The organism is Streptomyces sp. NPDC056987, from assembly GCF_042673865.1.
Taxonomy (GTDB): domain Bacteria; phylum Actinomycetota; class Actinomycetes; order Streptomycetales; family Streptomycetaceae; genus Streptomyces.
Window position 1 is genome coordinate 111,616 of the sequence record NZ_JBHURV010000013.1, and the last position, 12,390, is coordinate 124,005.

Genomic DNA, 12,390 nt, shown 5'->3' on the forward strand with positions numbered 1-12,390 from the left:
TGATGCGGTGTCAGGCCCGCTGTTGGAGGGAGCGCTTCACCCGATCGGGACGTACTGGCCGTTGCGGATGACGCAGGGGCGACCGCCGACCTGGTACACGGGCTCCGACGCCGGCGCGCCGCCTCCGTACGAGCTGCCGCCGTACGAGGGGCCGGGGCGGGGCGCGGGCGGCGGGCCTCCGTACGAGCTGCCGCCGTACGAGGGGCCGCCTCCGTACGAGGGGCCGGGCGGCGGGCCAGGGTAGGGCCCGGGCGGCGGGCCGCCGCCGTACGAGGGGCCGCCTCCGTACGAGGGGCCGGGCGGCGGGCCGGGGTAGGGCGCGTGCGACGGACGCGAGTGCCGTGGCGCGGGTGGCGGGCCTCCGTACGAGCTGCCGCCGTACGAGGGGCCGGGCGGCGGGCCAGGGTAGGGCGCGTGCGACGGGCCGCCTCCGTACGAGGGGCCGGGCGGCGGGCCGGGGTAGGGCGCGTGCGACGGACGCGAGTGCCGTGGCGCGGCGTCCACGATCATCGGCGAGCCCCCCCGGCCATCGTCGGAGGAGTCCGACATTTCGAGCAGGGTATCGCGTGCCCCCTTGGACAGCTTGTGCTTGCCGGACTGTGCCTTGGAGTAGGCCTGCGCACCGTAGGCGTCCCCGTCGTATTTCACGGATCCGGCCATGGGGAAGTCGTTTATGAAGTCATCGGGGCCGGACTTACCGCTTTGCTGGCGCCTCAGCGCTTGACGCATCGGCTTGTTGGAACCCGGGTGACGCTCATGCTCCGAACCCGCGGCGCCGTAGAGCGTGGAGCTGGCACGGAGCTCGTTGGGGCCCATGCGGTCGATCATGTCCTGGTCCGGCGGCACGTTACTCAGGACGTCCACGGCGACCCCGAGACCGTCGTTGGTCATATGGGACATAAAGCCTGGGGGCTTGCCAGGGCGTTTTTCGTGGTACCTGTCGCTGAATCTGCTGCTGCCGGGGTGCTGCGTTTTGTTCGTCACGGACATCCGACCCTTGTCGTTCGCGTAGCCCTTCTTGAGGGTGTGTCCGCCGTACGGATCGTCATTCGGACCGAGGGGCCGTTCCCCGTCGTCATATTCAGCGTCGCGTCTCAAGGCTCGCTCGTGAGCCCTCTTTTCCCTTGCGAGCGCCTCCCAGTACTTCTCCTCCTCCGTCATGCGTGAGTAGTCCCGGTCCCGGCCGCGCTGCACCTGAAGGGGCGCGCGCTGCACCTGAGGCGCCCGCTGTACGGGCGCGGCACCGGACAGGAATGCCGACGTCGCGGCGTTGCCCGCTTGAGTCTGCATGGCCGAGAGGGAGAGGAAGGTGTCGGCAGCGGCCCCGGCCGTGCTCTGGGACGGACGTGCCAACGGCGCTCGGGCGCCATTGGCTTCGCGATCTCTGTATGCGTACAAGGGCTCGGCTCCTCGGGTCTTTGGGCGGTCCCCCCCCCGGCATTACTGCCACCTTCCAGGTGTAGTGGGGCGAAGCCTGGGACGCCACAGACGCGAGGGCAGTGTGCGGCTCCCCAACGGGCATCCGTTCAGCGCCTCTTGGGGCAGCGTCGCCTCTTCGACCTCGACCACGCCCCTGACCGGTGATGCCTCGCCGGGGTGGGTGGCGGGGCTTCGAGCGCTCACCGCGCCTTCGTCGTGCCCGGCCCGGCGGGTGTCGCGGGTGTCGCGGGTGTCACGGTGCGTGCCCGGTGCGTGTGTCGCCGGTCGAGGAGCAGGTGCTGGGTGAGGTGGGCGGATGGCTGGGGTCGTTGACGTCGGGGGATCTGCCGGCACGCTGCCGTGACGGAGAATATGCCCCCTGGTCTCCCCGGCGGCCCGGCCGACGCTGCCGGTCGCCTCGACGGCCGGGCGTGAAGTCCTCGGTCGGCAGTGGGCAGGTGGCCTCGTGGACGGCCTCGATCCCGTGCTTCCCGGCGTCGGTCCTGGCGCCGGGAACAGGATTGCGGACGGACTCGACCGGGCGGCCGAGCAGTCCCCCGCGAGCGTTGATGTCCTCGGCTCCGGATCTCATGGGCGAGACGGGCCGAAGGCTGTTGTCCGCGAGGGGACCGGTCGGCGACAGCCGGTCAGTGACAGGCGGTACCCGATACGGATCGGGGCCCGCGCGTCGTCAGGTCAGACGTTGGTTTCACCGCGTCCTGTGGCGAGCAACTGCGTCTCCCAGCTGAAGGCGACGCCGGTCGCGCCCCCGTGCTCCAGCAGAACGTCGGTGAGGCCCGGGAGGGTCTTCTCGCGGGCGTAGTCGCGCTGCCACTCACTCATTACGGCCAGCCAAGTGACCGGTGACACGCCCGCCTGGATCATGCGCCGCACAGCCATGTCGTGGGTTTCCTGCGAGGCGCCGCCCGAAGCGTCGGTGACGACGTAGACCTCGAAGCCCTCACCCGCCGCCTGTATCGCCGGCATCGCGACACAGACCTCCGTCCAGAGACCGGCGATGATCAGCTTCTTGCGGCCGGTCGCCTTGACGGCGTCGACGACGACCTGGTCCTCCCAGGTGTTGATGATGGTGCGGTTGATCGGCTTCTGCTCCGGGAACACGTCCTGCAGTCCCTTGATGAGGTAGCCGCCGCGCTCCTCCAGGACGGTCGTCAGGATGGTCGGTACATCGAACACCTTGGCGGCCTTGGCGAGGCCGACGGAGTTGTTCACGATCATCGTGGGCTCGTGGCTGTGCAGGTTGGCGAACTGGAACGGCTGGTGGTCGATCAGGACGAGGACGCTCTCCTCGGGCGTCAGCAGCGCCTGGAGTCCGGACTTCGCTTCCTTGCTCATGGGATCTCTTTCCTGGTGCCTGTGTCTGTGTCTGTGTCTGCGTGCTCGGACGGGTCATCGTCGATACGGCCGTACACCACTCCTCGGGCCGAGCCGGCCGGCCATCACGCCGAGTGCTCCACGAACCGGTGCGGACCTCGTACGGAGAGACGGCCCCCTGCATCAGGAGCAACCGGCTCGGCCAAGTAGATGACGCGTCACCTATATTAGCGCTGGAGGTTGACACGTCAAGTAAACGTATTCAGGCGGGAGTTGGCGGCCCGAACCTGGGGGAGCGAAGCTGGTGGTCGGCCGCGTACGCCGTTGTGTGTCCGGCCACCGCGGTGTGTCGGGCGCGATCACACGCTGCAGGTCAGCGCGTCGGTGGGTTCCGGCGCGGTGTGAGGACGGCGTTCGGCAGGGCCGGTGCGGGAAGGCGGCCGCCGGGAAAGTCCTCGATGACGCCGAAGCGGTCGGAGGAGGCCTCCCAGTCCTCGCGGGCTTTCACGATGTCTTCGTGGCTGCGGCCGATGAAGTTCCACCACATGACGATCTCCTCCCCGAAGGGAGGTCCTCCGAGGAGGATGGTCCGCGCCGGGGTGTCGGTCTCGTTCACCATTGTCAGGGTGTCCGCGCCGCGCGGGACGTAGCCGAGTTCGGCAGGCCGCAGCACGGTGTCGATCAGGCGGATGTCCCCGCTGTCCACGAGGAGGCCGTGCTCGAACGCCGCGTCCACGGCGAGCGTGAGTGTTGCGTGCGCTTCGATGACGATCTCGGCGCCGAGCAGCGGCGTGAAGGTCCGGACCGGGGAGGTCCGGCCGGCGAGCGAGCCCAGAAAGACCCTGATCCCGGCCCCGTCGACCCGAGTGGGTTCGGGCGCGTAATGCTGGAAGTCCCGGGCGGTGTCGCGGTGTTCCTCGGGCAGCGCGACCCACAACTGGACGCCGTGGATGACGGTGGTGTTCGGGGTGGAGACCTCCGAGTGGGCGATGCCGTGTCCGCCGGTCATGAGGTTCATCTCGCCGGGCCTGACCAGGGTGTGGGTGCCGAGGGTGTCGCGATGCTCGACCTCGCCGCTGAACAGCCAGCTCACCGTCTGCAGTCCGGTGTGCGGATGCGGGGGCATGTTCATGCCGCCCAACGCGGCGACGTGGTGCGGCCCGTAGTGATCGGCGAAGCACCAGGCGCCGATGAGTGTGCGCCCCCGCTGGGGCAGCGTCCGCCGCACGCGCATCGCGCGCGGACCACCCAGGGGGACTTCGCGGGCCGACAGGACATCGACCCGCGGCGCACCGGCCGGCCGGTCGCCTTCGGCGCGTGCACCGCACCGCAGCGCCACGGCATCGGTTTCCACATTGCTCACCGAGAGCACCTCCCACGCAATCTAGTTGTCGTGTCAACTATGATGGCATGGAGGCAGGTCGACGGCCACAGCACTCGTACGAACGTGTGTCACCCCGAGCATGGCCCGAAGGAGGCCCCGACATGAGCAACCGCACCCACGGTTCCCCACCCCGCAGGATCTTCATCGACAAGCAGAGTCCCAAGGCCTTCCACGCCCTCGTGCAGGTCTCGGAGGCGGTCCGGGCGACAGCCTCCGAGGCGGGGCTCGACCGCACCACCGTGGAGCTGATCAACCTCCGCGTGTCACAACTCAACGGCTGCGCCTACTGCCTCGACGTGCACACCGGAGCGGCCCTGCGGGCCGGTGAGTCACCGCGGAGACTCGGAGTCCTGAACGCGTGGCGGGACACCGGCCTGTTCACCTCCTCGGAGCGCGCCGCCCTGGCGCTGGCCGAGGCCACGACCGATCCGGTGAACGCCGCGGCCCAGGCGTCCGCCTACGAGGCCGCCCGGCAGGTTCTCTCCGAGGACCAGATCTCGGCCGCGATCTGGGTGGCGGTCACCATCAACGCGTTCAATCGCGTGTCGATCATGAGCAAGCACCCGGTACTGCCGCTTCACAACACGTAGAGGCGGTCGGCCCGCCATGCCCACACCCATGCCCATGCCCACGCCCCTGGCCTACGGCGTGGCCGGTGCGGTGGAGGCGTGGTTGACCGGTTACGCAAATCAGCGGCCACCGCGGCGACGCTCACGCCGGCCGCACGAGGCACCCCGAGCCGCCCGTTCCGGTCAGGACGGTTTCTCGTCCAGCTTCTCCACCACGCGCTCGGAGATCCGGGCCAGCAACCGCAGTTCCGCCGGTGTGACGTTGTCGAGGAAGAGCTCGCGCACCGCCTCCACATGGCGCGGGGCGGCGGCTTCGACCATCGCCCGCCCCTCGTCCGTGATCACCACGAACGCGCCACGGCCGTCCTCGGGGCACTCCTCCCGCACCACCAGCCCGCGCTTCATCATCCGGGCGATGTGATGGGACATCCGGCTCTTCTCCCACTCCAGCGCCCTGGCGATGTCCAGAAACCGCCGCCGCCCGTCCGGTACGTCCGTCAGCTCGACCAGTACGGCGTAGTCCGCGCGCGACACGTTGGACTCCGTCTGCAACAAGCGGGACAGCCGGCCCATGAGCCGCTCGTGCATGCGGACGAAGCTCCGCCACGCAAGCTGCTCCTCCGGGGTCAGCCAACGCACTGTCTCTTCCATGGAGCAAGTTTAAGCGTGGTTGACACTTCACTGAAGAGCCGTTCCTCATGCGAGCCAGGTCACGGCGAGCGGAACGGCGGTTCCTCCGGGCGCCGGCGACACGGATCTCATGGCGAGGAGCGCGCTTCGGCTGTTCAGTCGCTGACCCTGCTGCGGGACTGGTACAGGAGATCCTGATACTCGGGATGCCGGGCGATCCAGCCCGCGAAGAACGGGCAGGTGGCGAGAACCCGCAGGTTCGCGGCCCGTGCCTCGTCAAGGGCTGTGCGAGCCAGCGCGGACCCCACTCCTCTGCCCTCGTACTCCGGCTCGACCTCGGTGTGCGTGAATGCGATGAGCTCCGTCGTACGGATGTATGCGGCGACGCCCGCGGCCTTGGACTCTCCGTCGACGCGGGCCTCGTAACGCTTTGCGTCGGGCACGTCGCGTACTTCGACCGCCATGTGACCTTCTCCTGGGTGCGATCCCGCCCGACTCGGCGGGAGTTTCCGTCAGCTGGGACATCACCCTAGTCCCCTTCGGTTGACATATCAACTTAATTCCCTGCGGGTGGGTTCGGGACGGCACCCGGGGCCGACTCGGCACGACACTTCGGCCGTTACGAGCCGGGCCACGCGAAGCTGGGCTGCTGGGCCTGTGGGTCCGGATCATGCAACGATGGCGGTATGAACCGACTTGCCGAGGAGCAGTCGCCCTATCTGCTCCAGCACGCCGCCAATCCGGTCGACTGGTGGCCCTGGGGGGACGAGGCGTTCGCGGAGGCGAGACGGCGGAACGTGCCGGTGCTGCTGTCGGTGGGGTACTCCTCGTGCCACTGGTGCCATGTGATGGCGGGCGAGAGCTTCGAGGACGTCACCACCGCCAAGTACATGAACGCCCACTTCGTCAACATCAAGGTGGACCGCGAGGAGCGGCCCGATGTCGACGCCGTCTACATGGAGGCCGTGCAGGCCGCCACCGGGCAGGGCGGGTGGCCCATGACCGTGTTCCTCGACGCCGACGGGGCGCCCTTCTACTTCGGTACGTACTTCCCGCCCGCGCCCCGGGGCGGCATGGCCTCCTTCCCGCAGGTGCTGGAGGGCGTCAGCGCCGCCTGGACCGGGCGGCGCGCGGAGGTCGCCGAGGTGGCGGCGCGGATCGTCGGGGAGCTGGCCGGGCGGTCGCTCGCGCAGAGCGGCGACGGGCCGCCCGGGGAGCCGGAGCTGGCCCAGGCGCTGCTGGGGCTGACCCGGGAGTACGACGCGCGACGGGGCGGGTTCGGCGGGGCGCCGAAGTTCCCGCCGTCGATGGTGGTGGAGTTCCTGCTGCGGCACCACGCCAGGACCGGCTCCGAGGGCGCGCTCCAGATGGCCACGGACACCTGCGAGGCGATGGCCCGCGGCGGGATCTACGACCAGCTCGGGGGCGGGTTCGCGCGCTACTCCGTCGACGGCGAGTGGGCCGTCCCGCACTTCGAGAAGATGCTGTACGACAACGCCCTTCTGTGCCGCGCGTACGCGCATGTCTGGCGGGCCACCGGCTCCGGTCTGGCCCGCCGGGTGGCGGTGGAGACCGCCGACTTCATGGTCCGTGAACTGCGCACCGCCGAGGGCGGGTTCGCCTCGGCGCTGGACGCCGACAGCGCGGACGGCAACGGTGGCGGACGGCATGTGGAGGGTGCCTTCTACGTCTGGACGCCCGACCAGCTGCGGGAGGTCCTGGGGGAGTCCGACGCGGAGTTCGCCGCGCAGTACTACGGGGTGACGCCGGAAGGCACCTTCGAGGAGGGCGCATCCGTGCTGCAACTGCCCCTCGGCGAGGGTGTGGTGGACGCCGGACGCGTCGAGTCCGTACGGGCGCGGCTCTTCGCCGCCCGCGAGGAGCTGCGGGAGCGGCCCGGCCGCGACGACAAGATCGTGGCCGCCTGGAACGGGCTGGCCATCGCCGCGCTGGCCGAGACCGGCGCGTACTTCGACCGCCCCGATCTGGTCGAGCGGGCCACGGAGGCCGCCGATCTGCTCGTCCGCGTCCACCTGGACGGAGCGGCGCGGCTGACCCGTACCTCGAAGAACGGCCGGGCCGGCGCGAACGCCGGGGTGCTGGAGGACTACGGCGATGTGGCGGAGGGGTTCCTCGCGCTCGCCGGGGTCACGGGTGAGGGCGTATGGCTGGAGTTCGCCGGATTCCTGCTGGACAGCGTTCTCGACCGGTTCACGGCGGAAGGCGGCGCGCTGTACGACACGGCCGACGACGCCGAACAGCTCGTCCGCCGGCCGCAGGACCCGACGGACAACGCCACGCCCTCCGGCTGGACGGCCGCCGCCGGGGCGCTGCTCTCGTACGCCGCGCACACCGGCTCCGAGCGTCACCGGAGCGCGGCCGAGGGGGCGTTGGGCGTGGTGAAGGCGCTCGGGCCGCGGGTGCCCCGCTTCATCGGCTGGGGGCTCGCGGTCGCCGAGGCGGCGCTCGACGGGCCGCGGGAGATCGCGGTCGTCGGCACGGGGAAGGAGGCCGCAGCCCTGCACCGGGCCGCGCTGCTGGCCACCGCGCCCGGAGCCGTCGTCGCGGCCGGTGAGCCTGGGGAAGCGTCCGGAGGCGAGTCCGGAGGCGAGGAGTTCCCGTTGCTGGCGGGGCGTCCGCTCGTCGACGGGCAGGCCACCGCCTATGTCTGCCGGCGCTTCGTCTGCTCCGCGCCGACGACCGAACTCCCCAGGCTCAAGGCCGAGTTGGGTGTCCTCGAATAACGGCACGCGCGCCCGACCGGCCCGCTACCCGGCTTATCGGCTTGGGTGGCGGGCCGGCGTCGTGTTACCTCTGATTACCTCTGACGGGTTCACACGAACGTCAACCGTTCGTACGAACAGGTCGTACGAACAGGTCGTACGGAACCGGCAGCACGGACAACGAAGGGCTGGACCGCGCATGGTGCTCGGAGAGCTGGTCAAACTGCGGGCGATGGAGCCGGCGGAGGCCGAACAACTGTGGCACTGGAACCACGACCCCGAGGTCATGCGCTGGATGAGCGACGGCTACGCCCAGTCGCTGGCCCAGGTCAGGAAGGGCATCGAGGAGCGCCCGCGCAACGCGTACGGCGACGTGCTGTACGGCGTCGAGACCCTCGCCGACGCCACGCTCATCGGGCTGGTCCGGCTGCGCGACACCGAGCCGGAGACCGGCTGCGCGGCGCTCGACATCTACCTCGGTGAGAAGCAGTACTGGGGGCGCGGCTACGCCACCGACGCGATGCGGACGATCTGCCGCTACGGCTTCGACAAGATGCGGCTGCACAAGATCACGCTGAAGGTCGTCACGGAGAACCACGCGGCCCACCACGTCTACCGGAAGATCGGCTTCGTCGAGGAGGGCCGGCTCCGCCAGGTCTTCCGGCGGGACGGTCAGTGGTACGACATGTTCACGATGGGCCTGCTGGAGGGCGAACTCCTCGCCTGACGAGACCTGGTGGACCCCGACGGAAGCCCGACGGAAGCCCGACGGAAGCCTGACGAAACCCGACGAAGGACGTCAGGGCGGGCCGCGCGACCTCTGAGATCCCTGGACTTCATCGCGATGTCAGACCTCCGCCCTATCATCAGTTCCGAGTGTTCCCGATCACAGCTCTACGCTGCGATCATGGTCGGAGACGCGAGGGGGCGTTGATGTTCGACGGGGATTTCGGGGCCGGTTCCGGTCCTTCCGGGGTGCGGGGGATGGGGCGGCTCGCGCGGGGACTGCCGTACGGCGTGGAGGTGTTCCACCTCAGGCCCGACGGCCGGGTGCTCTTCGCGGACCGGGAAGGGGCCCGGGAGCTGGGGCCGAGCGAGGAGTTCCTCCGGTTCATCGACGACGGGCAGTTCGCGCACTACCTCGTCGGGGACGCGCGGACCTCCCCGGAGCGGCCGTCGAACGCGACGTACAAGCTCGGGGTCGTCGGGCCGCGCAGCGCGTTCACCCCGCACGCCCACGGCGGCGAGCACATCGTGCTCAGCCTGGGGCACGCCTCCTGCGGTGTGTACGACCCGGTGCGGCGCCGGGTCACCGAAGTCCGGCTGTTCCCGGGGGCGATGATCCGGATCCCCGAGATGATGCCGCACTCCTTCGCCAACCGGGGCGCGCGTCCGCTCAACATCCTCGCCGCCAACACCGGTTTCGGCATCGACCACGAGGACTACGCGATCACGGCGGACGAGGCCGAGCGGCGCGCCGTCGGGGAGGGCACGGAGGGATCGGCGGGAGTGGCCGGATCGGCGGGATCGGCGGGCGGCCGCGGGCTCTCCACCGCGGGCCGGGTCTCTACCGACTACGCGATCCTCGCCGCCGCGCTGCGCGACATCGAGCGCGTTCAGCGCGTCGGCGGCGTCGGCACCGTCAGCGCGCGCGAGCGGCTGGCCGCCGGGCTGCGCCGGGCCGCGGCCGTGCTGGAGGGGCCCCGATGATCTGCCCGCACTGTGCCAGGAACCTGCTCCAGCGGGAGCGGACGGGCCGTACGTGCTCCAAGTGCAACCGGCAGTTCGCGCTGGACCCCAAGACCAACTCGCTGGGGCTGAGCGACGTACGGGTCCGGCGCGTCGCCGCGAAGCTCACCGACGACGGCCGGACCCCGATCACCGTCAACCAACTCTGGTACGCGCTGAGCCGCAGGAAGGCGAAGGACAGCGGGCGGGGCGCCGCCATCGGATGCCTGGTCATCGGGCTGCCGGTCAGCCTCGTCCTGCTGATCGTCGCCCTGTCCGTCGACGGAGCCGGCCCGCTCGCCGTCTTCGGCTCGCTGTTCCTCATCGTCACCCTCACCCAGTTCCGCTCCGCCACGAAGAGCCGCACACGCCTGATGGAGGCCTACCCGCTCTCCCAGTTCCGCGGCTCGACGATGAGCCTGTGGCTGTCGGTCCACGGCGCGCTCCCGACCGGTGTCGTGGACGAGAGACAGTTCCGGCACCCGGCGCCGCCCGCGCGGCCCCGGGCCGTGCTGCTCTGCGGTGACGCGAGCATCGCCGCCTTCCTCGCGGCCAACGAACTGCCCCGGAGGTACGGCATAGCCCTCGCCACCCGCGCCGATCAGGTGGCGCCCGGTTCCGCGCCGGTGATCGTCCTGCACGACGCCGACGCGACGGGCTGCCAGCTCGCCGCGCGCACCCGCGCCGCGCTGCCCGGCCGCCGGGTCGTCGACGCCGGGCTGCCGCCGCGCGCCGTCATGAGCGCGCCGGGCGCCCTGCCCGTACGGGGACCCAGGCCGCCGGCCGACGCGCTGGGCCGGCTGCGCGAGAGCCGTACGCTCACCGACGCCGAGCTGCAGTGGCTGGCCAAGGGGTGGACCAGCCCCCTCGGCGCCGTACCGCCCGGCAAGCTGCTCGCCGCCGTCACCCGCGTGATCGAACGCTCCACGGGAGCGAAGGACGCCGACCGGACGAAGGCCGAGGCCGTCGGATTCCTCACCTGGCCCGGCGAGGCCGCCTCATGACCGCTGACGGGCTCCTCGACCGGGCCGTGGACGCCGTGCTCGACCGCGCCGTGCTCGCCGCCGTCGGCCGCGCGGGCGCGCCGGGGCGGATCCGCTTCACGGAGCGGCAGCTCTACTACGAGACGTGCCGCGTGCTGCGTCCCGTGCGCGCCGTTCCGCGCCGGGTTCCGCTCACACCGGCCCCGCCCGTACGGTACGAGCGGTTCGCGGAGGCGCTGCGGAGACAGCAGGGGCGCGGGACGCTCCCCGGGCTGCTGTCACCGGTGCCCGCCGGAGCGCGGCGGAGCGCGCCGCCGTCCGCCGAGCCGGATCTCCACGACTACGGGCTGCCCCGGCTGCTCGTCTGCGAGAGCCGGTCCGTGGCGCGCATGCTGCTCGCCAACGATGTGCATCTGGAGGCCGCCTGCCCGGTGTTCGCCGCCGACGACCTGCCGCTCGACCCCCGGCTGACGGCCGGGCTCGGCCGGGTCGAGGACGCGACCGTGCATGTCCTGCACGACGCGAGCGTGGCGGGCATCGCCCTCACCGCACGGGTGCGCGCCGCGCTGCGGGACACGGCCCCCGGCGTACGGGTCGCCTCGATGGGGCTGGTGCCCCGGCACGCGATGGCGCTGCATCTGACCTCCCGGCACGAAGCCGGTCCCGGATCCGGTCCCGCACCCGGTCCCGCACCCGGTGCGGCCGGTCAGGCAACGGGTCCCGCCTCCGGTCCGGGCGACATGGCGGACCGGGGCGGGCGGCTCCGTTCCGTCCTGCCGGCCGCCCTCGAAGCGCGCGAGCTGGAGTGGCTCGCGGGCGGACGCTCCGCCGAGGTGGAGTCCGTCCCGCCGGCCCGGCTGCTGCGCACCGTCCTGCGGCTGGTGCGCGGCCCGCGGACCGCCGGGCCCTCCGTGTGGACCGGCCTGCGCGAGCTGCGGACGACAGGCTTCATGACCTGGCCGGCGGGACCGGCCCGGCGACACGAGGACACGAGACGATGATCCGGCCACGCGAAACCCCGTACCGGGACGAACTCCTCGCCGACGGGAGCGTCCACCGCACCTACGAGTCCGGCCGCGAGGAGTGGCGGCGCAGGGACGGCGACGGCCGGGTGCGGTGGCACGACAACGAGGGCGCCGCCGGCACCGACGAACTGCTGGGCGAGCGGATCATCAAGCGCCGGTACGCCGACGGCACCGTGACGTACGGCCGGGACATCGGCTACGGCCGTACGGTCTGGGGCCAGGGCGAGTCGGTGATGGTCAACCGGAGCTCGTTCGGCGGCCGCATGGGCCTCGTCCTGGGCGGCGTCGGCCTGGCGGCGCTCACCGTCACCGCCGCGCAGTTCCCGCCCGTCAGCCTCACCCCCGAAGAGGAGGAGGCGCTGCGGCAACAGCAGCAGGCGGCGGCCCAGAGCTCCTCCGGCGCCGAAGCGGGCGGCAGCGGGGGAGACGGGGACGGCGGGGACGGTGGCGACGGAAGCGGTTCCGGTGACTCCGTCGACGGGGACGACTGGAACGCCGGGGACGGCTGGGGCTCCGACGACGGCGGCTGGAGCGACGACGACTTCGGGTGACCGCCGCCCCCCGTGAACGACCGACCGACGACCGGCCGGCAAG

General features: G+C 71.3%; 13 protein-coding genes. 7 read left to right on the forward strand and 6 right to left on the reverse strand.

Annotated elements, in window-relative coordinates; translation table 11 throughout:
* Positions 1-36 precede the first annotated feature (36 nt).
* From ACFTZC_RS17560 to ACFTZC_RS17575, 4 genes are all read right to left on the reverse strand, one after another.
* The gene (locus ACFTZC_RS17560) at positions 37-891 is read right to left on the reverse strand and encodes a hypothetical protein (RefSeq protein WP_382890537.1); all 855 of its coding nucleotides are present in this window, start codon (positions 889-891) and stop codon (positions 37-39) included.
* A 781-nt stretch (positions 892-1,672) separates the two neighbouring features.
* Positions 1,673-2,011, reverse strand: coding sequence for a hypothetical protein (locus tag ACFTZC_RS17565; protein WP_382890539.1), 339 nt, complete (start codon positions 2,009-2,011; stop codon positions 1,673-1,675).
* A 104-nt stretch (positions 2,012-2,115) separates the two neighbouring features.
* Positions 2,116-2,775, reverse strand: coding sequence for a hydrolase (locus ACFTZC_RS17570; protein WP_382890541.1), 660 nt, complete (start codon positions 2,773-2,775; stop codon positions 2,116-2,118).
* Positions 2,776-3,127: 352 nt separating this feature from the next.
* Complete coding sequence (locus ACFTZC_RS17575; protein ID WP_382890543.1) at positions 3,128-4,117, reverse strand: pirin family protein; 990 nt, start codon at positions 4,115-4,117, stop codon at positions 3,128-3,130.
* Positions 4,118-4,239: 122 nt separating this feature from the next.
* On the opposite strand from ACFTZC_RS17575, the gene ACFTZC_RS17580 reads away from it, so the two are divergent.
* Positions 4,240-4,728, forward strand: coding sequence for a carboxymuconolactone decarboxylase family protein (locus ACFTZC_RS17580; RefSeq protein WP_382890545.1), 489 nt, complete (start codon positions 4,240-4,242; stop codon positions 4,726-4,728).
* Positions 4,729-4,890: 162 nt separating this feature from the next.
* On the opposite strand, the gene ACFTZC_RS17585 is transcribed toward ACFTZC_RS17580, so the two are convergent.
* Positions 4,891-5,358, reverse strand: coding sequence for a MarR family winged helix-turn-helix transcriptional regulator (locus ACFTZC_RS17585; RefSeq protein WP_382890547.1), 468 nt, complete (start codon positions 5,356-5,358; stop codon positions 4,891-4,893).
* Between the two features lie 134 nt (positions 5,359-5,492).
* Positions 5,493-5,801: a GNAT family N-acetyltransferase gene (locus ACFTZC_RS17590; protein ID WP_382890549.1), complete on the reverse strand. Its 309-nt coding sequence runs from the start codon at positions 5,799-5,801 to the stop codon at positions 5,493-5,495.
* A gap of 222 nt (positions 5,802-6,023) precedes the next feature.
* Here ACFTZC_RS17590 and ACFTZC_RS17595 point away from each other — a divergent pair, with 222 nt between their 5' ends.
* The 6 genes from ACFTZC_RS17595 to ACFTZC_RS17620 all read left to right on the forward strand — a co-directional run bounded on the left by ACFTZC_RS17595 (position 6,024) and on the right by ACFTZC_RS17620 (position 12,347).
* Entirely contained in the window at positions 6,024-8,081 is a 2,058-nt protein-coding gene (locus ACFTZC_RS17595) for a thioredoxin domain-containing protein (protein ID WP_382890551.1), read from the forward strand.
* A gap of 178 nt (positions 8,082-8,259) precedes the next feature.
* Entirely contained in the window at positions 8,260-8,787 is a 528-nt protein-coding gene (locus tag ACFTZC_RS17600) for a GNAT family N-acetyltransferase (RefSeq protein ID WP_382890553.1), read from the forward strand.
* 206 nt (positions 8,788-8,993) lie between these two features.
* Positions 8,994-9,770, forward strand: coding sequence for a cupin domain-containing protein (locus ACFTZC_RS17605; RefSeq protein ID WP_382890555.1), 777 nt, complete (start codon positions 8,994-8,996; stop codon positions 9,768-9,770).
* Positions 9,767-10,792, forward strand: a complete 1,026-nt coding sequence (locus tag ACFTZC_RS17610) for a hypothetical protein (RefSeq protein WP_382890556.1) — start codon at positions 9,767-9,769, stop codon at positions 10,790-10,792. Before ACFTZC_RS17605 ends, ACFTZC_RS17610 begins: the two co-directional genes overlap by 4 nt.
* Positions 10,789-11,772 carry a hypothetical protein gene (locus tag ACFTZC_RS17615; RefSeq protein WP_382890558.1) on the forward strand — a complete coding sequence of 328 codons (984 nt, stop codon included), beginning with the start codon at positions 10,789-10,791 and terminating at the stop codon, positions 11,770-11,772. Before ACFTZC_RS17610 ends, ACFTZC_RS17615 begins: the two co-directional genes overlap by 4 nt.
* Positions 11,769-12,347 (forward strand): hypothetical protein, encoded by a 579-nt coding sequence (locus ACFTZC_RS17620; RefSeq protein WP_382890560.1) that lies wholly within the window; start codon positions 11,769-11,771, stop codon positions 12,345-12,347. The genes ACFTZC_RS17615 and ACFTZC_RS17620 overlap by 4 nt, the downstream gene beginning before the upstream one ends.
* Positions 12,348-12,390: the final 43 nt, after the last annotated feature.

Coding starts and splice junctions, on each gene's coding strand:
- ACFTZC_RS17560 (WP_382890537.1), bottom strand. CDS start 891: ATGACCAACGACGGTCTCGGGGTCGCCGTGGACGTCCTGAGTAACGTG.
- ACFTZC_RS17565 (WP_382890539.1), bottom strand. CDS start 2,011: ATGAGATCCGGAGCCGAGGACATCAACGCTCGCGGGGGACTGCTCGGC.
- ACFTZC_RS17570 (WP_382890541.1), bottom strand. CDS start 2,775: ATGAGCAAGGAAGCGAAGTCCGGACTCCAGGCGCTGCTGACGCCCGAG.
- ACFTZC_RS17580 (WP_382890545.1), top strand. CDS start 4,240: ATGAGCAACCGCACCCACGGTTCCCCACCCCGCAGGATCTTCATCGAC.
- ACFTZC_RS17585 (WP_382890547.1), bottom strand. CDS start 5,358: ATGGAAGAGACAGTGCGTTGGCTGACCCCGGAGGAGCAGCTTGCGTGG.
- ACFTZC_RS17590 (WP_382890549.1), bottom strand. CDS start 5,801: ATGGCGGTCGAAGTACGCGACGTGCCCGACGCAAAGCGTTACGAGGCC.
- ACFTZC_RS17595 (WP_382890551.1), top strand. CDS start 6,024: ATGAACCGACTTGCCGAGGAGCAGTCGCCCTATCTGCTCCAGCACGCC.
- ACFTZC_RS17600 (WP_382890553.1), top strand. CDS start 8,260: ATGGTGCTCGGAGAGCTGGTCAAACTGCGGGCGATGGAGCCGGCGGAG.
- ACFTZC_RS17605 (WP_382890555.1), top strand. CDS start 8,994: ATGTTCGACGGGGATTTCGGGGCCGGTTCCGGTCCTTCCGGGGTGCGG.
- ACFTZC_RS17610 (WP_382890556.1), top strand. CDS start 9,767: ATGATCTGCCCGCACTGTGCCAGGAACCTGCTCCAGCGGGAGCGGACG.
- ACFTZC_RS17615 (WP_382890558.1), top strand. CDS start 10,789: ATGACCGCTGACGGGCTCCTCGACCGGGCCGTGGACGCCGTGCTCGAC.
- ACFTZC_RS17620 (WP_382890560.1), top strand. CDS start 11,769: ATGATCCGGCCACGCGAAACCCCGTACCGGGACGAACTCCTCGCCGAC.